This window comes from Marinobacter goseongensis, from assembly GCF_023156235.1.
In the GTDB taxonomy this organism is placed as follows: Bacteria; Pseudomonadota; Gammaproteobacteria; order Pseudomonadales; family Oleiphilaceae; genus Marinobacter; species Marinobacter goseongensis.
In genome coordinates, this window is the sequence record NZ_JAKZAI010000008.1 from 75,970 (window position 1) to 97,504 (window position 21,535).

Annotated in this window: 18 protein-coding genes; 6 read left to right on the plus strand and 12 right to left on the minus strand. The window is 61.1% G+C overall.

The annotated features are described in order from the left end of the window. Positions 1-87: 87 nt before the first annotated feature. Positions 88-1,200, plus strand: coding sequence for an S-(hydroxymethyl)glutathione dehydrogenase/class III alcohol dehydrogenase (locus MLC70_RS09035; RefSeq protein WP_248183219.1), 1,113 nt, complete (start codon positions 88-90; stop codon positions 1,198-1,200). Between the two features lie 4 nt (positions 1,201-1,204). Here MLC70_RS09035 and MLC70_RS09040 read toward each other — a convergent pair whose 3' ends face one another. Together MLC70_RS09040 and MLC70_RS09045 are read right to left on the minus strand one after the other, a co-directional pair. Beyond that, positions 1,205-2,251, minus strand: coding sequence for a peptidoglycan -binding protein (locus MLC70_RS09040; protein WP_248183221.1), 1,047 nt, complete (start codon positions 2,249-2,251; stop codon positions 1,205-1,207). 6 nt (positions 2,252-2,257) lie between these two features. Beyond that, on the minus strand, positions 2,258-2,989 hold the full coding sequence (locus MLC70_RS09045) for a flagellar motor protein MotA (protein ID WP_248183222.1): 732 nt from the start codon (positions 2,987-2,989) through the stop codon (positions 2,258-2,260). 142 nt (positions 2,990-3,131) lie between these two features. On the opposite strand from MLC70_RS09045, the gene MLC70_RS09050 reads away from it, so the two are divergent. Beyond that, on the plus strand, positions 3,132-3,584 hold the full coding sequence (locus tag MLC70_RS09050) for an acyl-CoA thioesterase (RefSeq protein WP_248183225.1): 453 nt from the start codon (positions 3,132-3,134) through the stop codon (positions 3,582-3,584). A gap of 30 nt (positions 3,585-3,614) precedes the next feature. On the opposite strand, the gene MLC70_RS09055 is transcribed toward MLC70_RS09050, so the two are convergent. Further along, positions 3,615-4,298, minus strand: a complete 684-nt coding sequence (locus MLC70_RS09055) for a type 1 glutamine amidotransferase domain-containing protein (RefSeq protein ID WP_248183226.1) — start codon at positions 4,296-4,298, stop codon at positions 3,615-3,617. Between the two features lie 216 nt (positions 4,299-4,514). Here MLC70_RS09055 and MLC70_RS09060 point away from each other — a divergent pair, with 216 nt between their 5' ends. Then, positions 4,515-5,897 carry a ribonuclease J gene (locus MLC70_RS09060; RefSeq protein WP_248183227.1) on the plus strand — a complete coding sequence of 461 codons (1,383 nt, stop codon included), beginning with the start codon at positions 4,515-4,517 and terminating at the stop codon, positions 5,895-5,897. 93 nt (positions 5,898-5,990) lie between these two features. Continuing rightward, positions 5,991-6,416, plus strand: a complete 426-nt coding sequence (locus MLC70_RS09065; RefSeq protein WP_248183229.1) for a hotdog fold thioesterase — start codon at positions 5,991-5,993, stop codon at positions 6,414-6,416. A gap of 23 nt (positions 6,417-6,439) precedes the next feature. Here MLC70_RS09065 and pelG read toward each other — a convergent pair whose 3' ends face one another. The 7 genes from pelG to MLC70_RS09100 are packed head-to-tail and all read right to left on the minus strand — an operon-like array spanning position 6,440 to position 18,359. Further along, positions 6,440-7,816: an exopolysaccharide Pel transporter PelG gene (gene pelG / locus MLC70_RS09070; protein ID WP_248183230.1), complete on the minus strand. Its 1,377-nt coding sequence runs from the start codon at positions 7,814-7,816 to the stop codon at positions 6,440-6,442. Further along, positions 7,816-9,354, minus strand: coding sequence for a GT4 family glycosyltransferase PelF (pelF, locus tag MLC70_RS09075; RefSeq protein WP_248183232.1), 1,539 nt, complete (start codon positions 9,352-9,354; stop codon positions 7,816-7,818). The genes pelG and pelF overlap by 1 nt, the downstream gene beginning before the upstream one ends. Then, entirely contained in the window at positions 9,351-10,337 is a 987-nt protein-coding gene (locus MLC70_RS09080) for a HEAT repeat domain-containing protein (RefSeq protein ID WP_248183234.1), read from the minus strand. Before MLC70_RS09080 ends, pelF begins: the two co-directional genes overlap by 4 nt. Then, positions 10,334-11,677: a PelD GGDEF domain-containing protein gene (locus MLC70_RS09085; RefSeq protein WP_248183235.1), complete on the minus strand. Its 1,344-nt coding sequence runs from the start codon at positions 11,675-11,677 to the stop codon at positions 10,334-10,336. Before MLC70_RS09085 ends, MLC70_RS09080 begins: the two co-directional genes overlap by 4 nt. A gap of 9 nt (positions 11,678-11,686) precedes the next feature. Beyond that, positions 11,687-12,214 carry a hypothetical protein gene (locus MLC70_RS09090; RefSeq protein WP_248183239.1) on the minus strand — a complete coding sequence of 176 codons (528 nt, stop codon included), beginning with the start codon at positions 12,212-12,214 and terminating at the stop codon, positions 11,687-11,689. 11 nt (positions 12,215-12,225) lie between these two features. Then, the gene (locus tag MLC70_RS09095) at positions 12,226-15,582 is read right to left on the minus strand and encodes a tetratricopeptide repeat protein (RefSeq protein ID WP_248183241.1); all 3,357 of its coding nucleotides are present in this window, start codon (positions 15,580-15,582) and stop codon (positions 12,226-12,228) included. A gap of 2 nt (positions 15,583-15,584) precedes the next feature. After that, a complete protein-coding gene (locus tag MLC70_RS09100; protein ID WP_248183243.1) occupies positions 15,585-18,359 on the minus strand; it encodes a bifunctional glycoside hydrolase/polysaccharide deacetylase family protein in 2,775 nt (924 codons plus the stop codon). A gap of 202 nt (positions 18,360-18,561) precedes the next feature. Between MLC70_RS09100 and MLC70_RS09105 the strand changes: the two genes are divergently transcribed. Next, the gene (locus tag MLC70_RS09105; RefSeq protein WP_248183246.1) at positions 18,562-19,242 is read left to right on the plus strand and encodes a Frag1/DRAM/Sfk1 family protein; all 681 of its coding nucleotides are present in this window, start codon (positions 18,562-18,564) and stop codon (positions 19,240-19,242) included. A 59-nt stretch (positions 19,243-19,301) separates the two neighbouring features. Beyond that, positions 19,302-19,760 carry a YchJ family protein gene (locus tag MLC70_RS09110; RefSeq protein ID WP_282448395.1) on the plus strand — a complete coding sequence of 153 codons (459 nt, stop codon included), beginning with the start codon at positions 19,302-19,304 and terminating at the stop codon, positions 19,758-19,760. Between the two features lie 17 nt (positions 19,761-19,777). Here the strand turns inward: MLC70_RS09110 and MLC70_RS09115 are convergent, their stop codons facing one another. Together MLC70_RS09115 and MLC70_RS09120 are read right to left on the minus strand one after the other, a co-directional pair. Then, positions 19,778-20,152 (minus strand): thiol-disulfide oxidoreductase DCC family protein, encoded by a 375-nt coding sequence (locus MLC70_RS09115; protein WP_248183252.1) that lies wholly within the window; start codon positions 20,150-20,152, stop codon positions 19,778-19,780. Further along, the gene (locus tag MLC70_RS09120; protein ID WP_248183253.1) at positions 20,136-21,488 is read right to left on the minus strand and encodes a CHAD domain-containing protein; all 1,353 of its coding nucleotides are present in this window, start codon (positions 21,486-21,488) and stop codon (positions 20,136-20,138) included. The genes MLC70_RS09115 and MLC70_RS09120 overlap by 17 nt, the downstream gene beginning before the upstream one ends. Positions 21,489-21,535 lie beyond the last annotated feature (47 nt).

The window sequence follows — 21,535 nt, forward strand, 5'->3', positions numbered from 1 at the left end:
ACCATTGTATAAGCGATTATGGGTCGGTGAATTCCGACCCCGAATTCCGACCCCGAATCCCGTTACCCGAAGTCAAGGAGTCTACCAGTGATTAAATCCCGTGCCGCGGTGGCATTTGCCCCCAATAAACCGTTGGAAATTGTGGAAGTGGATGTGGCTCCACCCCAGAAAGGAGAGGTGCTGGTGCGTGTTGTTGCCACTGGCGTCTGCCACACCGATGCCTACACCCTGTCCGGTGCCGATTCCGAGGGCAACTTTCCTGCCATTCTGGGCCATGAGGGTGGCGGTATTGTCGAGGCCATCGGCGAAGGCGTCACCTCGGTCGAGGTGGGCGACCACGTGATTCCGCTTTACACCGCGGAGTGCGGCTCATGCAAATTCTGTACGTCCGGCAAGACCAACCTGTGTGGCTCCGTGCGCGAAACCCAGGGCAAGGGCGTGATGCCGGACGGCACCTCCCGGTTTTCCTACAACGGCGAGCCTGTCTATCACTATATGGGTTGCTCCACTTTTTCCGAGTACACCGTGTTGCCAGAAGTGTCGCTGGCGAAGATTCCCAAGGAGGCACCATTGGACAAGGTGTGCCTGCTGGGCTGTGGTGTCACCACCGGTATCGGTGCGGTGCTCAACACGGCCAAAGTGGAAGAGGGCGCCACCGTTGCCATCTTCGGCCTTGGTGGTATCGGCCTGGCCGCGATTATCGGCGCCACCATGGCCAAAGCCAGTCGTATTATTGCCGTTGACATCAACCCGGGTAAATTTGACATCGCCCGTCAGCTCGGCGCCACCGATGTGGTCAATCCCAGCGATTACGAAAAGCCGATTCAGGAAGTCATCGTGGACATGACGGATGGCGGCGTCGATTACTCGTTCGAGTGCATCGGCAACGTCAATGTGATGCGCTCGGCACTCGAGTGTTGCCACAAGGGTTGGGGCGAATCCATCATCATCGGTGTCGCCGGCGCTGGTGAGGAAATCAGCACCCGCCCATTCCAGCTGGTCACCGGCCGGGTTTGGAAAGGCTCGGCGTTCGGCGGAGTAAAAGGTCGTACCGAGTTGCCCGGTTATGTGGAAAAGGCCAGGATCGGGGAAATTCCGCTGGACGTGTTTATTACCCACAACATGCCGCTGGAAGACATCAATGAGGCCTTCGAGTTAATGCATGAAGGCAAGAGCATTCGTACGGTGATTCATTTCTGAGGATTTAACGATCTGTCAGTTTGAGTTCAATCCGCCGGTTTTGTTGCAAAGCGTCAGCTGAAGTGCCGTCGGCCACGGGGAAAAACTCCCCGAAACCGGCGGCCACCATCCGCCGCTCCGGTACGCCCTGTTCGGCGAGGTAGCGCACAACGGCCACCGCCCGGGCGGTGGAAAGCTCCCAGTTGGATGGGAAGCGCGGGGTGTTGATGGGAACCCGATCGGTGTGGCCATCAATTCGCAGAATCCAGTCAATGTCGTCCGGAATGCGCTCCACCACGTCCAGCAAGACGCCCGCGAGTTTATCCAGCTTACGCTGCCCCTCCTCGCCCAGGTCGGCCGAACCGGAGGCAAACAACAGCTCCGAGGGCAGCAGGAAGCGATCTCCGACCACGCGAATGTTTTCGTTCTCCGCCAGGATGCGCCGCAACCGCGCGAAGAATTCCGATTGGTACTGTTGCAGTTCATTCACCCGCTCTGCCAGCAGGGTATTCAGGCGTCTGCTAATGTCCTTCAGTTCCGCCTCTTTGGCAGCGGTCTGTTGCTCCTGGAGTTCAAGAGCGGCAGCGATCTGCCGGAGCTGGTTCTCCAGTGCGGCAATCTGGTTGGATAAACGCAGGATCATCGCCTGCTGGCTTGCGGAAAGCTCGTCCTTCTCGTCCAGCGCCTGATCCCGGGCTGCTATGGTCTCGTTGAGCGCGGCCAGTTGCTCTTCCTGTCCCTTCTTTTCCGCAGTGGTCTGCATTAACTGGTTACGCACACTGTCAAAACGGCCCTGCAACTGCTGGTTGCGCTCCAGGCTGGCGTCCAGCTGGCTGGCGAGCACGGTGCTTCTCTCTCCTTCCAGGCCCAGCAGGCGGGAAATGTCGTTCAGGCGGTCGTTGAGCTTTGCCAGCTCAAGGTTGCGGTCGGACAGGGTCTGGGACAGGTACAGTTGGCTGACCACGTAGATCAGCAGCATGAAGATGATCAGCATCAGCAGGGCGGACAGGGCATCCACATACCCCGGCCAGACATTGACCGTGCTGCGGCTGCGGCGGCGGGAGCCAATCACGGCCGGCTACTCGGTTTGCTGCCGTGGATCGTCAACGTAATCTACCAGATTGGTGACGCTGGTCAGCCATTCTTCGAGGCCGTCGTAGAAACGGTTCTGGGCATGGCCCGCCTGAATATCCATGAAGCCGAGGATCAGCGAACCTCCGAGCCCGAGCAGGGACGAGCTGAAGGCGGTGCCCATGCCCTGAAGCGGCGTTTGCAGGCCCGCCTGCAGATCGGCGAACACGACGCCGAAGTCGCCCTGGTCCATATTGAGGTTGGTGATGACATCGCCCACGGCATTGATGGTGCCGAGTAAGCCCCAGAAGGTGCCCAGCAATCCGAGGAATATCAGCAGGCTGATGAAGTAACGGGTGATTTCCCGCTGCTCGTCCATCCGCGAGTGGATGCCGTCCAGCACCGTACGCAGGGACAATGTGGAGAGCGTAAAACGATCGCGCTTGAATTCGTCGCCCAGCTGGCGCGCCAGCGGTTTCAGCAGGCGCGGCTCCTGCAGCACCGACAGCCCGGCATTGCCGGTGCGGAACTGGGCAATCCAGCGCAGCTCGGGAAACAGAATGATGACCTGGCGGTAGGTCAGAGCGATGCCAATGATCAGCACACCCACGATCAGCAGGTTGAAGACCCAGTTGGCCATAAACGCTGTGGTCAGCGGCGCATGGATGAGAGCGCACACCACAACCACCACAGCAAGGAAGAGTGTCATCCAGAACAAGGTGTGCTTGGGGTTGCTCATGTGCACCGCCTGCCTGTTTGCGAGGGTATGAAAAACATAGCACACCAGCCGGTATTGACCAGCCGCGACGAGGCCACAGGGGAAAACGGTGCCACGATCGGTTAGGCTTTAGCGACACCAACAGCCACAAGAACCAGAGACGATGACCGACACAGCCGACCTGCCGTTCCGCTTCCGATTTCGGGTCCGCTACAGCGAATGCGACGCCCAGACCGTGGTGTTCAACGCCCGCTACGCGGATTACGTGGATATCGCCGTAAACGAGTATATACGCACCCTGTTCGGGGATTATCAGAATCTGCTGGCGCGGGATCTCGACATCCAGGTGGTGAGCCTGACCGTGAACTATCGCGCGCCGGCGCGCTTTGATGATGTGCTGGAGGCGCGGATCCGCGCCGGGCGGCTTGGCAATACGTCGTTCACCCTGCATCTGGAGTTTGTGCGCCACGGTGACGCACAGCAGGTCGCTGAAGCGGACATTACCTACGTGCTGATTCAGCCGTCGAAGATGGTGAAAGCGCCGATCCCGGCGGAACTGCGGGAAACGCTGGAGGTGGGAGCCCCCGGCGTGCTGATCAGCCACGCCGGGGAATAGCGGTCAGGAGTAGCGTTTAAAGGGCGGTGTTCAGCCCTCCTGCAATGCCTGCACGACCGCCTTGGCCACGCCTTCGGAGGAGGCCGGGTTCTGACCGGTGATCAGTTTGCCATCCACCACGATGTGGGGTGCCCAGTCGTCCCCTTTGGAGTAGGTGGCGGTGTTTTCCTTGAGCATGTCTTCCAACAGGAAGGGCACAATGCCAGTCAGACCCACCGCCTCTTCTTCGCTGTTGCTGAAGCCGGTGACTTCGCGACCGCCGACAATGTTCTGCCCGGGTTTCACTTCCACGTTCTTGAACACGGCCGGGGCGTGGCATACAGCGCCAATCACCTTGCCCTGCTCATGGGCGGCCTTGATCACTGCAATGCTTTTTTCGTCATTGACCAGATCCCACAACGGGCCATGGCCGCCGGGATAGAAAACGGCATCGAACTGGTGCATGTCCACATCCGCCAGTTTTTTGGTGCTGGCAAGGGACTCCTTGGCGTGAGCGTCCTCCCGGAAGCGATGGGTGGTTTCGGTGAGGGCGTCGTCGGCCTCACTGTTGGGGTCGACCGGGGGTTGCCCACCTTTCGGCGAAGCCAGTGTGATGTTTGCTCCGGCGTCCTTGAATACGTAATAGGGTGAGGTAAATTCTTCGAGCCAGAATCCGGTTTTGTGGCCGGAATCGCCCATCTGGTCGTGGGAAGTCAGAACCATCAGAACGTTCATGGAGTCGATCCTTGTGTTGATGGATGAATGGGACTTCGAGTACTGGTTCACTGCCTTGTTGTAGAACTTTGTGGCCAGCGTTCCCGATTTCAACCGTCGAATACGGAAACCGGTCCCGGTCAGATCCTGAAAGGGCTATACTCGGGGCTCAAAACGGATAAAGACCACCGCATCGATCGCTACAGAGATCTGGGGGGGCATCGAACAGGCGCAACCGTGACACCTGACCATAATGACCTCTGGTTTCTGCCTCTTGGCGGCACCGGGGAAATCGGCATGAATCTCAATCTGTACGGTCACGACGGCCGCTGGCTGATGGTGGACTGCGGAGTAACCTTCCCGCGCCCCGGCCGGATCTCGGCCGACGGCACCGTCCACCACACCGGCGAGCCGCCAGTGCAGATGGCCGACCCGGAATTCATCGCGGATCGTCGCGACCAGCTGGCCGGATTGATCATCACCCACGCTCACGAGGATCACGTGGGCGCGGTGCCCTACCTGTGGCCGTTGTTGCAGTGCCCGATCTATACCAGCCGTTTCACCGCCGAGATTCTGCGCCGCAAGCTGGCGGAATTCGATATGCTGCACCGGGTCCCCATCATCGTGGTGGATACCGGCGAGCAGCGGCAGATTGGTCCGTTCAATGTGCAGTGGCTGGCGCTCACCCACTCGATCCCCGACCCCAATGCGCTGATGATCCGCACCCCCCTGGGCAATATTTTTCACAGCGGCGACTGGAAGCTGGATGACCGGCCCCTGGTGGGCCACGGCTACTCTCCCAAAACCTTTACCGACCTGGCAGACGAGGGCGTGGCTGCGATGGTGTGTGATTCCACCAACGCCACCGTGGCGGGCCACTCGGTGTCCGAGGCGGCGCTCCATGACGGTTTGCTCAAGGCGATTCAGGGTGCGGAGGGTCGCGTGGTGGTGACCTGCTTTGGCAGCAATATTGCGCGCCTGCATACTCTGGCGATGATTGCCCGGGAAACCGGGCGCTACATGGGGTTGCTGGGCCGTTCACTGATCAACATGAGCGGTGCCGCCAAAGCCGCCGGGGTATGGGATACCGCCGATCAGCTGATCAACGCCGCCCACCTCGGTTACCTGCCTCGCCATGAGGTATTGGCAGTGGCCACCGGCAGCCAGGGCGAACCCCGCACCGCGCTCAGGCGCCTGGCCAATGGCAGCCTGCGGGACTTCGAGCTGGAAAGCGGCGATACGGTGATTTTCAGCGCCCGCGCCATACCGGGTAACGAGGACGCCATCAACGCCCTGATTGACCGGCTCAAGGCCATGGGTGTCACCGTCATCACGGCGGAGGACGCGGCCCTGCCGATCCATGCCTCTGGCCATCCTGCCCAGGAAGAACTGGAAGCAATGTATCGGTGGGTGCGACCTAATGTCGCCATTCCGGTGCACGGGGAGGCTGAGCACATGGATGCCCACGCCGACATCGCGAAAGCCTGTGGCGTGCCCCGTTCCCTGGTCGGGCGCAACGGTGATCTGTTCATGATCCGCCCGGTGCCGGGTATTCGCCGTCAGGTGGTGGAGACTGGCCGGTTGGGGTGGGAGAAACACGCGTTGGTGCGGGTGGTCTGAGCTGGGACTAAATTCCAATAGTCGTTCGCTTCCTATCTGGATAGACTGTTGTAAGAATCCAACCACAGCAAACTTTCGGGAGACTGACGCGCAATGGCAATCTGGACCCAAACGCCGAACCTTGAACAGATGATGAAAGCCAGCCAGAACACGGCGGTTCACCACATGGGCATCGAGTATCTCGAGGTGGGTGATGACTACGTCAAAGGCCGTATGCCGGTGGACGAGCGCACTGTTCAGCCGTTCGGGATACTGCACGGCGGTGCCTCGGTACTGCTGGCGGAAACCCTCGGCAGCATGGCCGCCAACTGTTGCCTGAAAGACCCGAACACCGTGGCGGTAGGGTTGGACATCAACGCCAACCACATTCGCCCGGTCAGCAAGGGCTGGGTCTATGGCACCGCCAAAGCCCTGCACATCGGCAGTGCCACTCAGGTGTGGGAAATTCGCCTGGAGAACGAGCTGGGCAAGACCACCTGCATTTCACGGCTGACCATGGCCGTGACCAAGCGGCCCTAGCGCCCGCCATATGCTGCGGGCCGTCAGCGGCCCTGCAGCATGAAGGTTTCGTATTCCAACTGATCAAACTTCCGTGACAGCAGCCAGAGGCCGGTTAGCGCCGAGATCAGGGTGGCGCCGGCAAAGCCGTAACCGTAGAACGATGCCCCCATCTCAATGGTGATCAGCGTCAGCACAATGTTGCTGGCAAAGAACAGCGTACACAGGGTGACGTTGATGCCGCGGGCATCCAGATAGAACAGCACATTCTGGATCGCCAGTAACAGCAGCTGGATGCTGACCGCCACCAGATCGATGTAGAACAGCGGCAGGTACAGTGTGGAGATGCCGATGGCGGTGAGAATCTCCTCCGCCCAGAGGAACAGCAGAATGACCGTCAGCCCCTGCACCTTGAAGATTTCGTAGATGCCATTGCGAGCCACGATCACCATCTGGTCGCGGAAGTCATTGATACGCGCCAGGGTATCGCCTTCCCGCACCGCATTGTAAAAGCGGTCGTAGGCCTCGGAAAAGTCGGTCTCCATTCGCACCAGGAACACTGCCATGCCGGGAATGATCGACAGATAGGCCAGAAAAATCGGCAGATCGTAGATCACTGATGCTCTCAGCATGCCGATAATGGGCTGGGAGGTGTCCGGGTGGAACCAGAAAATCACCTTGTCTGCCCAGACCGCGGCATTGAACAGCAAGCCGGTGAGAATCAGCGCCGGAAAAATCTGCCTGCGTTGGGTAAAATCGAAACGGATAAACGAATCGCCGGGGTACTGGCGGATGATGGTGTAGAAAAAGCTGAAGAACAGCAGGCTGTGGCCGAACAACAGCCCGGTCAGCAGTCCTTCCAGCCCGTAATCGGCCAGGATCAGGGAGCCAACAACTGCGGTGGCATAACCGAGGGTGAACACCACCACAATGCGGCGGTAGGACTTCATGCTCGACAGGAAGATGGTCACCGGCCACAGATTACACAGCACCACGAAGTTGGCCAGCATCAGCAATCGGTACATCACCGATGTGCCCGGCATCAGCCAGATCATGGCAATCACACCCAGCGCCATGGACAGCAACGTAGATACCCAGATCAGTCCCATCAGATTGGGCAGAATGAGAGCGTGGTGGTTGCTGTAAAGCCGGTCGGCCACCCAGCGGGTAAACACGTGCTGGAACAGCCCCGAGAGCGTGAGGGAAATGGCCATCAGGTAGGTCACCGACACCAGGAACTGCACCACCTCCGTGCCCGATACCGCCACTGACAGGCTGATGATACCGATCAGCATGACCCCCAGCACTGACAACACCCAGGGACCGGAGCTGATAATGCCCGCCAGGCCATAGGCTTCCAGCAGGTTGAGAAAGCTGTCCCGTTTCAGGATGCGGCGAAGTTCAAATCCGATACCGGCCATCAGCGGGACGCCTCCGGCGATGCACTCAGGTGCTGGTCATAGATGTTGCGATAGGCGTCGAACATGCTGTCCAGGGTGTAATAGCGCTTCACCCGCTCCAGGCCAGCGGTCTGGGCCTTGTGCCAGAGTTCCTGGTCCGAGAGCAGCCGGATCGCCTCGCGGGCGGTGGCTTCGGGATCGGCAATGGGCACCACCGCGCCACTGGGTCCGAGGGCGCGATCCTCGTCGCCGCTGCCTTCCAGCAGCTCTCGGCAGGCGCCCACATCGGTGGCCAGGCAGGGCAGGCCTGCGGCATGCGCCTCCAGGATTACCAGCGGCAGGGCCTCGGAAATGGAGGTCAGCACCATCAGCCCCAGTTGTGGCAGGATGTCGTTGACGTTCTGAAAACCCAGAAATCTGACCTTGTTATCCAGCCCCAGGCTGGTGGCCAGCTCTTTGCACTCTCTGACGTATTCCGCATCCTCATCCTCCGGGCCTACGATCCAGCCTTCGGCCTCGGGCATGACTTCGCATACGCTGCGCACGGCGCGAATGAACGTCTTGATGTCTTTGATCGGCACGACCCGCCCCACCAGGCCCAGCACTTTCGGGGTGGCGTAGGGGCGCGCCAGCCGGGCGGCGTTGAAGCGGGCCGGATCTATGCCATTGGGAATGATGCAGGTACGCGCTTCTTCGGCGCCATCCTGGAGTTGCCGCAGGCGGTTGCCCTGATACAACGAGACAATCGGCTGGGCCTGCTGGTAAGCCAGCCGCCCGAGGGCCTCGAAGAAGCGGATCCACAGCCGGCGGATATACCCGAGCTGATCGTCCAGGGTGCCGCTGACCTGGTCCGTCGGGTCACTGATCCACTGAGCCTGGGACAGGTCGATCTTGCGCTCTTTGGTGTAAATGCCGTGTTCGCTGAGGGCGTAGGGTAGCCCGCGCTGCTCGCTGGCGATGGCGCCGAGCAGCCCGGCGTATCCGGTGGAAATCGAGTGCAGCATGCGCACCGGTGGCATATTGCGAGCGATCTCTGCCAGCTGGAACAGTGGGGCATGCATAATGCGGATGGTCCAGAAATAGTCGACGAAAGACGGCTCGGTGCAAAACCGCCGATAACTGTCGTCGATCATCTCCCAGCTCTCTTTGCTGTACAGAAAATCTTCCCGGCTGATGCCTTTCTTGTCTCCCAGATCCGCGAACACCTGTTGCAGAACGTGGGCCGGCACTGGAGTGCCGGACTTGAACTGGTCGTGCAGTTCCCGCTGCGCCTGGAATGCTTGCCGGTTGCCCTTGCTGGGCCGCGGCCGGGTTTCGGCGTGGGGGTCCATCAGATAATGACACTCCAGGTGCGTAACGTTGGCAGGCAGTTCATACTGCTGTTTGCCATAGTGCGCACGATCGCCGCCGAGAAAGATCAGCGCAAAGGTGTAATCCGGCAGGCCGGTGATGATCTGGTGTACCCAGGAAGACACACCACCCCGGATAAACGGATAGGTGCCCTCCAGCAGCAGCGCGATGTCGGCCTTGGGTGGCGTCTGTCCGGTGGGGTTGCTCATAACCATGCCTCCATGATCGGCCGGTTTGCAGGGTGGATCCGGTTGCGCGGACAGGTGGCCAGATAGTACCGCACCCGCTGGAAATCTCGCTGCAGGAACGCCACCTCGGCCTGATAGGGCAGGATCACCTCGGCCGGTGACCCGGCGTCCAGGGCAGCGTTAAACGCCGCCTCTGCAGCATCAATATCATTCAGCGCCAGTTCCACCCGACCCAGGAGCCGCCAGTCGTTGTGCTGCGAGCGCCGCTCGGTCAGCTCCAGCAACAAGGTGCGGGCATTGTTCAGGTAGTACTGGCGCAAGCCACCCTGAGCCAGCCCCAGATACGCCATTTCCCACCACACCTGGGCAAGGCGGCGTCGCAGCACGACGCTGTCGATATCACTGGTTTTTGCCATTGCTGCCTGCAGCTTCCGGGCGCGCTCTGCCAGCATTTTCTCTTTCTGCTCCAGCATGGAATAGGCCAGCAAACGCACGTCGTCGGTGGGGTCTTTCAGGGCTTCGCGCAGAATCTCGATGCCGGTACGATCGTCCATCTGCCGCGTTGCCAGTAGCGCTTTCAGGCGCTTGTCCGGACTCTGGGCTTCCCTCAGCACCTGACGCAGCCCGCCCTCGCTGTAGATCACCTGTAAATCCATGTCAACAGGCTGGAACGGCAATTCAGGGATGTCCATCTCTTGCCAGGGCATTTCTCGGGTGGAGCGGGGCAGATACAGGGCCAGCAGAATGCCCACGAAGACGCCCAGACTGCCGATAAATGGGATGGCAAATTGCAGGGAAAACAGGAACAGGGTGGTGAGCAGCGGTTGCCCGCGATAGCGTGCGGGCAACAATGGCAAAATGACCACGGTCAGGGCCAGGCAGGCTAGTGCATGAGCCAACAGATAGCCGGGTAATGCGGCCTGCAGGGGCAGGTCCGACATCAGACCGGCAATACCCCCGCTCTCCAGCGCAATAGCGAAAAGAATCAGCAGATTGCTGTTCACCGTTTGGCTCCGTTGTTCAGGAATCGCTGGAGCCACTCTTCGGCCTGTTGCCGGTCGCTCACCAGCAGGCTGTCCTGGAGCGAGAGTTGGTTGTGTAGAGGTTTCCCAAGTCTTTCCTGCAATTCTTCATTGAGCCGTTGCATATAACCGGCAAGTCCCAGCTCGTCGGTCAACGGCATCAGAATTATCACCTGTTGCACCTCAGGGTCGCCGGTTTCCACCACCACATCCAACCCACGCCGGATTTTCCGGATGTGGCTGGTAATGATCGTCGCCTGGTGGGCATCGTGCATTTCCAGAGCCACCAGCGCCGCGGGTAGACCGAACCGTGCGGCGTCTCTTCCAACTCTTGCCAATTGCATATGGAAATGCCGCCACTCCTGACTGATCGCTGTAGGAACCGATTGCTGCTCTTGCACTATGTCTGCCATATGTCCAGCCAGGATGGCCAACAACCGCAGCGATTTGGGCTGAAAGTTGAAAAACGGCATGGCCTCGATCAGGCACATAGCGATGATCCGGTCTTCGGAATCGATCAACGGAATGGCGGCCAGTAGGTCGGTGTCCAGGTCGTCCATATGTTTTCGATACTCGGTCTGGACCGACACCAGCGACCGTTCCGCAAGCGCATGTGCCAGCAGTGGGTCACTGCTTTTGACCGGGCGGAAGGCGCCCACGGTGGCAATCGGTTCATCGCCGAGACGGTGGTTTTTCATCGGGTAAATGGCGGCAATCTGAAGCTGGCCATAGCGCACCAGCAACTGCAGCATCAGACCGGCATTTTCGCGGCTCAGCCCCTGTGGGCCAGTATGGGCGAATTCCGCATACAGCCGCCGCAGAGCTTCCCGCAGGCTGCTGGAACTGCCGGCCAGCTGCTGTTCAAGGCGGTCATGGGAGACTTTCAGCAGATAGAAGTTGCGGGTGAATTCCTCGAGCCGGACCTGACGGTAGCGGTTGCTGGCATTGAGCTTTTCCAGTTGCCGTCCCCAGTAGTCGCGGAATTCCCCGGCCAACAGGCTGACCGCCATGATGCCGATTGCCCAGACCACGGGAAAGGCCTGCCCGGCGGAAGTTTCACGCAGATGCAGCCCCAGCCCGCCGATGATCAGCAGGGCGGAAACCAATGCCATAAAGAAGCCGTAGCGCAGCCCCACCAGCAGCGGCGCCAGCACCGGCCATGGAAAGCCGCCAGACACGTAGAACGGATCGTCGGGGCGGTTCCATGCGCCGAGCACCACGAAAAAGCCGGTCAGTAGCAGGGTCTCCAGCCACTTCAGCACGCGGGGCACGCCTTCTTTGGCAGAGTGGATCTGATTCAGCTTCCCGAACAGGTCGTTCATGGGTACGGGTTACCTGTTTCCGGAAACAAGTGGCATGGCGTTCACCAGCTTTTGCAGCACTTTATGGCCGGCCACGCTCAGGCTTTCGCGCCCCCAGCCGGTGCGGGCGGAAGTGCCGGACCAGACCAGGGTATTATCTTGTACCCGGCGCACTTCGAGGGTGATGCCGACCGCCGGCTCACCGTCGAGCCCGCTTTTATAGCGCCATTCGTCCACGGTACCGGTCAGGATGAAGTCGGCACCGTCTCGCGCCGCTTCGTCTGTCGCTTCCCGCTGCCGTTGCCGGCTTTCATAAACCAGCGGATTCTGACCGTCCGGCAGGTAAAGACTGACCTGTTCAGCGCCATTGGCCCGCAGGATAGCGGACAGGATGCTGGCGGCCTGGTCGCCGGCCTGGGGCGTCTGTGACAGGTTGTTCAGTGGCACCACGGCAAACTGGTTGTCGTCGGGTATCGGCTCGCCGTCCTGGCTCTGGATGACGGAACAGCCGGCCAACAGGGTCAGCATGAGCCACAGGGTTAATTGATGCTTGATCATGGGGGTCTCCTTTAATGACCAAAATACAGTGTGTACGTGAGTTTCACATCGGTGCGGGCATTACCATCCAGGTTTTCGGACGACCAGCGCCCGGACAGAGCCAGTTCGTCGTCGCCCAGTACGCGCCACCCAAGGCCGGCTTCCAGATTGAAATCCGGGGTTGAGGTGGATAGCACAAAACCGGTGCCGAGACCCAGGAACAGTCGTGGTGACGGCGTGCTGCGGAACAGCGCGTGTGGCTCGCCGTGGCTCCAGCGTGTGCTGACGCCCAGACGTTCGTATTCCCGGGAAATCAGATCCTCGGGCGTCAGCGGCACCCCGAGCGGTTGCGCCAATGCGGCCGCGGTTTCCGGGGAAAACGACCCGCTGATATCAGATTCCTGATTCCGGTAGCTGGCGGAAACGGTCCAGTCCGGATCACGACGAAACAGGGTATACGTGGCGTTAAGGTCCAGTCCGGTGCCTGTTGCGAGGGTGCGGCCGTTCAGCTCGTTGATGTCGAACTGCTCGGCTTGCGCGCTCAGCGTCAGCCGCGAGAACGGCGTATAGCTCAGCGCCAGGTAACTCCGGTCACGGGATGTCAGCCACCAGGCCTCCGCAGTGTCCGGTGTGCGCTCGCTGAGGCGATAACCGGCAGTGAGGCTGATCCGGTCGGTAACCGGGCCGCCCACTTCGAGGCCTGCGGTGGTATCGGTCTGGTCGAACCGGCCCAGTTGCCCGGCACTGAGCCACAGCCGCAAGTTGCTGTGATTGCTCTCCAGCTCCAGCCTGCTCTCGTTGTGGCTGTCGGGGCGCTGGTTCAGGCGCCCGCGCCCGCTGGCCTCAAGCTGCCTGGTGGAGAACAGCCAGCGGAAGCGGTCGTGGCTGAACTGGCCGGTGAGTTCGTGTCCGCCGACCGTAAAATTGCCCAGGTTCTGACGGGTATAGCCCAGTTGCAGGGCCCGGTTGTCGTTGTTGACCAGGGGTGCGGGATCGGGATACAGCCGGGCGGTCTCATCACCGCGCAGCAGGCTCTCGGCAGCCAGACTGCTGTTTTGCTCAATGGCCAGTTGGGCCAGCGCCTGGCGGTAGTCGCCCTCGTTGACATCCAGTGAACTGCTGGCAGTCTGATAGCGGGCGATTTCCTGCCAGGCCAGGCGATCGAGGTGCTCGCCACGATACACGGCCAGACGACTGTTGCTGTCGCTGGAGCCGCTGGTTGACGACATACGTTCGGCAACCTGCTGGCGAAGGTCGCTGGCGGTGCCGTGGGCACCGGTCTGGTCGAGGGCGGAAGTCATGGACACCAGCCAGTTGTCGTCGTTCTCGAACAGCGGCAGGCCCTCGCGGAACCAGTACAGGGCGTGCTCATGTTCACCCAACGCGCTGTAGCCATAGGCCAGAACCGGATAGGTGTTGGCCCCCGGAGAGTCCGCCAGTCGCTGCAGCAGGAGGGGCAGTTCGCCGGGCTGGCGTTCCGGATGGCTGATCAGGAACCATGCCCAGCCGGTGAGGATGTCGTTGTTCTCCGGAGCCAGCGCCGAGGCTCGGCGGAAAGCCGCGGCGGTGGCCCCGGCATCTCCCCGCTGTTGCGTCAGCGAGGCTGTCAGCGTCCAGTAACGCGGTGTGTTCGTGACGTCCGGGTCGGCTTTTCGCCATTGCCAGAGCGTGGCCTCCAGTTCGTCGTATTCCTCCAGAATGAGGTGGTATTCCGCGCGGGCAGCCAGGTAGCGTGGCTCTCCGGTGGCCTGGAACCGGGCATTACTCAGTGCGATGGCGTGGTCGTATTCGCCAAACAGGACGGCCAGGCTGAGCAGCCGTTCCTGTGCGAAGGCATCTTGCGGAATCGGGTCGCGTGCCACGGCTTGTCGGTATTCCTGGCGCAGCACATCGGTGCGCCCCAGCAACACAGCGAGATCCAGTCGCATGGCGGCGGCTTCCGCCGCGATGTCCGGATCCTCTGACTCAAAATTCAGTTGCGCCAGCGCAGTGTCCGGTTCCCGGATGCGCCAGTACAGGTTGGCCAGTTGCAGCCGCTCCGCATCGGTCAGTGATTCAGAGCGTTCGAGCAATTCGATGGCTTCCGGGAAGCGGCGGCTGTTGATCAGCAGGGTCAACTTCCGCGCCCGGAGGCTCGAGGCATCAGGATGTCGTTCCAGCCCCTCCGCCAGGCGCCGTTGTGCGCCCTCGAAGTCGCCAATGTTGATCAAAGCGTCGGACAGCAGGCTGTAATCATCCGGTCGCAGCCGGTTCGCCGCCGCCTCACTGGCCAGAACCGATGCCAGAACATCCCAGCGGAACAGGCTGCTGGCGAGGGCTCTGATGCGTCGGAAGGCCTCGGCGGAGCCATACCGGTTGTAGATGGATTGCCAGGCACTCAGGGCTTCCGCGGGGCGATTGTTCCACTCCAGTACCCGGGCCATCTGTTCCCGGTCCGTGCGGCTCAGCTGTCCGTCGATGGCTTGCAAACGGCGCACGGTGCCCAGCGCAGCCACCAGCTCGCCCTCGCCCAGCTGCAATTGCAACAGCGAACGCTGGGTCTCTATGTCGGTTGGCTCCTGCCGCGCTCGCTGCAGCAGCCAGCGACGGTACTGCCGGTCGTCACCGGCCAGCCGGGCAAGCTCCATACCCCGGGCGAGTTCTCCGCTCGTCATTGGCGGCGACGCGAACGCCTGCCGGAACAGATCGAGAGCACCGGTGGCGTTGCCCGCCGCCAGTTCAAGGCGAATCAGTTCCGAGACGATGGGCGCTCGCAGGGGTTCCGATACCTCTGGCAACACCTCCCGCAAGGTTATGACGGCCAGAGCGGGGTCGCCCGTTGCCTCTTGCCTGCGGGCAACCTCGCGCGCGATGGCGATACGGGACGTCTTTGTATCCGCGACATCGCGAAGCGAAGACAGGATGGCGAGGTACTGATCGCCGGTCAGCCAATCGTTGGCCGGTCTCAGAAGGTTTAACATCCGGTCGATGTCGTAGTTTTGCAGCGACAGTTTCTGATAGGTTTCAAACAGGCGCTGACGAACCGCTTCCCGCTCAGGTCCCGGAGGCTCGGCAAACACTTGCTGGGCGATAAGCCCGGTGTAAGTCTCGAACGCCAGAGAGGGAATGGACTTTCGCTCCATCAGCGGCGCCAGTGTCTGTTGCGCTTTGCGGGGCTGGCCGGATCGGGCAAGCATGGTGCCCAGATTGATACGCAGTGATAGGTTGTCCTGATCCGATCGCAGCAGCACCTCCAGGTAGGCTATGGAGAGGCCGTCCGGATTGCTCAGGTAGTTGATGTCCTCAAATATCGCCTGTCGTGGAAACAGGAGATAGAGCGCAGCTCCCATCAGCGCGGCCATCAGCAGAAGTGCCGGCAGGCTGAAAAAGGCCTCTCTGCGTTGCGCCATGCTCAGCGACACTCCATGGTCAGCCTGGCCACGCTGGAGCGTGCCAGCCGCAGTTGCAGGTCGCTACCGCTCCGGGTGGCGGCGACCCCGGCGGGTTGCGTGACGCGGCAGTTACCACCGTTGGCAATAACCACCTCCAGTGCCTGGTGACCCTGCAGTCCGAGCTCCAGCTTCCAGCCGCCAGTATTTCCACTGCGCTGCCAGTGGGTAATGACGGCGTTGGCGTTAGACAGGTATGGGCCCTCCGGGCGGGCGTCGCTCAAGTGAAGCACGGGATCTTTGCCGGTGAGGTGAACGAAACGCACGCCAGCTGCATCGTGGAAGCCTGCCACGCCGCGGCTGTGCTCCAGATCGGGAAACCGGTCGGCGGCGACGCGAACGGTGCTGGGAGCGCCCAGCCCACGCCAGCGGTATCCGCCCTGTGAATCCTGCTGCATTACCGAATAATACTGGGTCTGAACCCGCCTGGCGTAGTCGCTCAGGTACAGAGGGGTCACGGGCTGCGCCAGGGCGTAGCGGTAGATTTCCTCCAGGGCATTCAGGGCTTCCGGCTTGGTGCCCGAGTAGAAGTGATAGTAGATCCCCATGGGCTTCAGACGGCCGCGGTCTTCCAGCAGGCGGAAGGTGTCGATCACGTAGCGAAAGCCATAGTATGGCCCGGTCCACTGATTGGTGTAGACGTTTTCATTCATCACCGGTGCGTAGATCTGCAGCTCGTCACCGACCGGTCTGGCATCGGGCCAGGTACCGGCCAGCTCGGATGCGTAAGGCAGCGGGTGGGTGTCGCCGCCGTTGACGTTCAGCAGCCCCGCTTCACGAACCTTCCGCAGCGCTTTTGGGCCCGGCCGCGCATCGCCGGTCCACAGGAATACCGACACCGGCTTGTCGGCCGGGGCCAGCTCCCGGTTGATGTAGTCCACCGAGCCGGCAATCTCACGGTCCAGAGACACCTGATAGTCGGGAATGTTCATGAAGTAGCCGTAGAGTGTGTTTTCCAGGCGGGGCGCCGGACCACCTTCCAGAGCCTGCCAGAAGAACGGATGGCTGTAGGAGTGTGAGGCCACCTCGACATTGTCGAGGCGCAACATGGCGCGGGCGTTGGATTCCGCCTCGTCACTGACGCCCGGATAGAGGCCGTTGGGTGAGGTTTCCCCTTCAATGACTGAAACGGTATGAGGAATGGTGAACCGTTGCAGTATCTTGTCGGTGATCACCGCCGCGCTCAGCGGGCTGCCGGTGAATTCACCACGGGAAACCAGGCCGTCACCGTCGATGTGGGCGGTCAGAATGCGCCGCCCGGCCTCCGTGGTGCTGTCGATGGCGGGGATGCCGGGGTTGCCGAGCGCCTCACTCAGGAAGGCAAAGGGATCGAAGAGCCAGTAGGCCTCGTCATCCGGGCCCTGTTCGAACAGAAACGGTGCCAGGGCCACGCCACCGCCGGAGAAGGTGTACACCGGGTGGAACTCGCGGCCGCGGGTGTCGGTGGCGGTAAACCAGCTTTGGCCGCCGTCAAGCACCGGGAGTGCGGAAGTCGGTGCCTGCGGCAGGCGCCGACCCTCATAGGTGGCGACAGAGGGCGCCCGCTCCGAGAACGTGAGTGGGGTGGCCGGCAGGGCCAGGGTGTTGGCGCCCAGCAGTTGACGGCAGGACGTTTCGGCCGGCAGCAGGCCCAGGGACACAACGGGCAGTCCTCGCTGTTGCACGCCCTTCAACCAGCCGCAAACGGCGCTTTTGGTGCCAGCGCTCTCCCACCACAGAACGACCCCCAGGTATCGGTCGTTGGTGGGCTCGTCCGGTACCGTCTCGCGGCTCGATCGATAATGAGGGACCAGGCCCATGCGCTCGAGAACGATGCCCAGGCGCCGGTGTGCGCCGCTCTGATCCATTCGGCTCGCAGGTAGATCGTGAATCACCAGCACGTGTCTCGGTTGCACGGCGGGCCGGGTCGGGCTCAGGCGCGTCAGTTCCGGGTTGCTGACAACAGGCACCAGGCCATCGTCGCGCAGTTTGTCCGCTAACGCCGCCGCGCGCGTCCCATCCTTCACATAGTCGATGGCAATCAACGGGATGTCCGGTCGTGTCTCGCGCCAATAGGCGAGCTGCGTATCCAGCCACTGGCGGTCCTGATCGGATACGCTGTAGTACTGCCGGCGGCCGGGATCGTAGCCCTCGCGGTAGGACTCGAAAGCAACACCATCCACCAGGTCGTCCATGGCGCCCTGCAGATGAAACCCGCGATTGAGAACGACCCGGGCGCTGGGGAAGCGGGCCTTGATGGCGCGAATGAGGGTTTCCTGCCCAGCGACGAACGCTTCAGGATCCGCGCGGCCCGCCTCTGCAAGGAGGTGGCTGTCCATGGTGTCGAGAAATACACCCCGGAAACCCCGCGCCATTGCCGGTGCCACGATGTTGTCGATCAGGAACTGGCGCACATCAGGGTTTCGCAGATCGAGAACGGTGCTCTTCCAGGCAGTGTTTTTCCCGACTTTCCATGACGGGCTAATCTCGGAATACAGACGGTGGCTTCGTGCCATTTCCCCGATACTGAAATAGGCCAGGGGCAGGGTGTCGCCCTGGGCGAGCAGTTCCAGTCGCGCATCGGATACCTGATCCTGCTGCAGGACCAGCCAGTCGTAGGCGTAGAGCGCGCCGATCGGAGCCTCATCACCGTAGTAAAAGCCAATGTTGTCGGGCTTTGGAGTGATATCATGGGCGATGGCCAGTGAGAGCGGCAAGAACAGCAGGAGCAGGCAGGGTAGCAGGCGTGGTAAAGGCATTATCGACCGTTTGTCAGGCGCAGACCTGTCGAAGGATCTGCTAAGCGTCCTTGGTTAATGTCTTAATGAGCCGGAGTGTAGATAACCCTGAAAATTATGACTACGATCAGGGTCAGTTCTATTATACGGGCAAAATCCCAATAAGTTTCATGAACAGGCAAAAACGTCTGTTTTGCCGGAACACTGTCCGGGGTCAGAGGGTATGACGGGGAAGAGTTCATCGGTGTCACTCTGGGGCCTGGCGCTGGTCGCCGGTCTGATCCCATTGCTGACCATTCATGCCACGTTTGCCGTGTCGGTGCTGGAGGGGCATGTGTCGTTCTGCATGCCCTACTGGGATAGCTGCACGAGCATCAGCCGCACGGGGCGCGAGGGTACCTCCTACTTCATTTTCAAAGGCACCATGCTGCCGGCCGCGGCGCTGGGCATAGTGTTCTGGTGGCTGAACGGCCGCTGGTTGCGGCAACTGGGCGTGCACACATGGGGTGTGCTGTGGGTGCCCTGGCTGGGGTTGATCGCCGGTCTTGCCCTGGGTGTATACACGCTGGCGCTGGGCCACGCCGGAGACGGTTTCAACCTCACGCGCCGGATCGGAGTGGTGCTGTACTTTTCATTCACGTTTATCTGCCAGTTACTGATCAGCGCGGGGCTGCGCAGTCATCCATTATGGAGGCACCCCGGGAACCGCCTGTTGAATCTGTGCCAGTTCACCCTGGCGGTGGGCATCCTGTCGGTGATGCTCAATGGCGTGATGCCCGAGTTCTACAGCCGCAGGGACGATGCATTTGAATGGATTCTGGCCTTGCTCATCAACCTGCACGCGCTCTGGCTGGCGTGGCTGTGGCGAAAGAGCCGCTTTCGTATGCGGCTGTGGGCGGGATAGCCCGGTGGTGATGCTGGTACACTGGGCGCTTCCGGAACTGACCGAACCCCAAGGCGCAGATGACAGAACATTCCGCACAGACTGATTGCCCGTGTGGCAGCAAAACACTCTATCAGCAATGTTGCCGGCCCTTGCATCGGGGGCAGGCGGCGACCTCGCCAGAAGCGTTGATGCGCTCCCGCTATACCGCCTTCGTGCTGGGGCTGGCTGACTACCTGCGCGCCACCTGGCACCACAGTACCCGGCCGGACACTCTGACACTGGATGACACACCGGACTGGGTCTCATTGCGGGTGCTTGGCAGTAGTCACACCGGTGACGCCGGCACGGTTCACTTCCGGGCGGTTTACCGCGCGGGGAGCGGCTGGGGCTGTCTTGAAGAAGCCTCGGAGTTCGTCCGGGAGAACGGATACTGGTGTTACCTGCGGGGCGATACCCGCGAAGGGCCGTTGAAACCGGGCCGTAACGACCCGTGCCCCTGCGGTAGTGGCCTCAAATTCAAGGTCTGCTGTCTCTAGTTCGTTCCGCTCGCGGCTCAGCCCGGCTCGCCTGCACTGCAGACCGTGCAGGCGTATTTACGGTCGTAGCGACGATCAGCCCAGCGTTCGTAAACTTTGCGCGCGACGTGGAAGATACCGGGCCACAGCAAGGGTTTGAACACGAAGCCCACCGGTGTGTGTGACCAGGCTCGCACGTTTGCGTGCAGCCCGGTTACCCATTCGCCGGTCCACGTCATCAGGTGCAATCTGCGCAGCAGCAGCTCCTTCTCGGGGAGGGAGTCCAGAGCGGTTTGCTGATGGATGTCGGCAAAAATCAGCTGACCTTTTTGCAGTTTTCTGAGGGTTGCGATTTCCCTGGCGCAGAGCGGGCATTGTCCGTCATAGAACAGGGTGTCATAGCGGGGCTCCATCGAGTCCTCCAAGGGCCAGAATCTGGTGGCGGGTGTCCGCCTTGCGAGCTTCCAGCGTGTCGATAACCGCGCTGAACGCCGCGATGAGGTGTTCGGGTGCCGCTTCCCGGATGCTCAGCAGAAGTTCGATCTGAACGTGCAGATCCTGAAAGCGCCCATACAACTGTTGCCGTGCCCTGAGCGACTTGAGGTCGCTTTTCCAGCGCTTTGTATCCAGTTCCATCAGATAGCGAAGTCGCTTGAGCTGTTTGCGCAACCGGTGAATGTCCTCATCCGGCGCGTCGTCGTCAAGGCGGGCGGTGCGTTTGTTGAATCCTTTGATACGACGCGCCACCGCTTTTCGGATGTCTGCGGGGCGAAGTGTTGCCACCTGCTTCCGGAATGCGCGGGAGTCAATCAGGTTGAGCCAGTGGTCCATGCTGTCCCGGTAGCGCTTGCTGACAAGGCGTGCTGACAATTTCCCGTGTTTGCTGGTCTGCTCGGTCTCGAGGGCGTGCTGGAGAGCCTCGAGCAGTTCGTGGTTGTCAACGCAAAGGGCGGGCAGGTCCTGCAGCAAGACGTGCAGATCTCGTAGTGGCCCGGTGGCCCTGGCATGGCGCCGCAGTGTTTTGACGGCTTTTGCCAGTGATTTGTCTCCGGTCAATTCCTGTACCGACTCGGCGATCGCCCGGCTGCGGCGAATGGCAATGCGGTACTGGTGAAGAAACTCGTCATCGAGCCCCAGCACCACACCTCGTTCCAGTTTCTGCAGGCGCTCGATCTGGTGATGCAACGCGGCCGGGATACCCGTTACTGGGTCGGCTGCCGAGTTGTGGGCACGTTTTTTCAGTTTGCGGGCGAAGAGGGGGTAGCTGAAATCCGCCGGTGTCAGCAACGCCACAAGCGTGCCGCAGCCTTCATCAAGCTGGCGCCAGCGTTCGATGGGCAGACGGATGTGGATGAAACTGCCGGTAGGCAGCTGGGCCGGCGGTTGCGGCAGGAGCCATTGGGCCAGCTCCAGCAGGGCGGGGTTGTGGCCGATCAGCGTGATTCGCGGCGTGTCACCCTTGCGCTGTAACCAGGCCAGCAGTCGCCGGTAATCAAAGGTGTACAGCTCACTTCGCACATGGTGCGCGTCCGCCGGAAACCCCGCTGGCAGTATTCCGGACAGTGTCGCCTGTGCACGGCAGGCGTCGCTGGCATAGACCTCTGCCTCGAAGGCACCGGCAGCGGTCAGTGCCTTGCCGAGGGGGGCGAGCTGACTCTCCCCCCGGTGGTTGAGCGGGCGCTCCCGATCACTGAGACGATCATCAGCCCAGCTGGATTTGGCATGGCGAACGAGAAACAGGTGCTTCATTGGCCGACCGCGTGTCATGGTCTTTCAGTCTAACGAATCTTCAAGAC

What these genes read in the sequence shown, in the direction of transcription:
- MLC70_RS09045 (WP_248183222.1), bottom strand. Translation starts at nt 2,989, where the DNA reads ATGAGCAACCCCAAGCACACCTTGTTCTGGATGACACTCTTCCTTGCT.
- MLC70_RS09050 (WP_248183225.1), top strand. Translation starts at nt 3,132, where the DNA reads ATGACCGACACAGCCGACCTGCCGTTCCGCTTCCGATTTCGGGTCCGC.
- MLC70_RS09055 (WP_248183226.1), bottom strand. Translation starts at nt 4,298, where the DNA reads ATGAACGTTCTGATGGTTCTGACTTCCCACGACCAGATGGGCGATTCC.
- MLC70_RS09065 (WP_248183229.1), top strand. Translation starts at nt 5,991, where the DNA reads ATGGCAATCTGGACCCAAACGCCGAACCTTGAACAGATGATGAAAGCC.
- pelG (WP_248183230.1), bottom strand. Translation starts at nt 7,816, where the DNA reads ATGGCCGGTATCGGATTTGAACTTCGCCGCATCCTGAAACGGGACAGC.
- pelF (WP_248183232.1), bottom strand. Translation starts at nt 9,354, where the DNA reads ATGAGCAACCCCACCGGACAGACGCCACCCAAGGCCGACATCGCGCTG.
- MLC70_RS09085 (WP_248183235.1), bottom strand. Translation starts at nt 11,677, where the DNA reads ATGAACGACCTGTTCGGGAAGCTGAATCAGATCCACTCTGCCAAAGAA.
- MLC70_RS09090 (WP_248183239.1), bottom strand. Translation starts at nt 12,214, where the DNA reads ATGATCAAGCATCAATTAACCCTGTGGCTCATGCTGACCCTGTTGGCC.
- MLC70_RS09095 (WP_248183241.1), bottom strand. Translation starts at nt 15,582, where the DNA reads ATGGCGCAACGCAGAGAGGCCTTTTTCAGCCTGCCGGCACTTCTGCTG.
- MLC70_RS09100 (WP_248183243.1), bottom strand. Translation starts at nt 18,359, where the DNA reads ATGCCTTTACCACGCCTGCTACCCTGCCTGCTCCTGCTGTTCTTGCCG.
- MLC70_RS09105 (WP_248183246.1), top strand. Translation starts at nt 18,562, where the DNA reads ATGACGGGGAAGAGTTCATCGGTGTCACTCTGGGGCCTGGCGCTGGTC.
- MLC70_RS09110 (WP_282448395.1), top strand. Translation starts at nt 19,302, where the DNA reads ATGACAGAACATTCCGCACAGACTGATTGCCCGTGTGGCAGCAAAACA.
- MLC70_RS09115 (WP_248183252.1), bottom strand. Translation starts at nt 20,152, where the DNA reads ATGGAGCCCCGCTATGACACCCTGTTCTATGACGGACAATGCCCGCTC.
- MLC70_RS09120 (WP_248183253.1), bottom strand. Translation starts at nt 21,488, where the DNA reads ATGAAGCACCTGTTTCTCGTTCGCCATGCCAAATCCAGCTGGGCTGAT.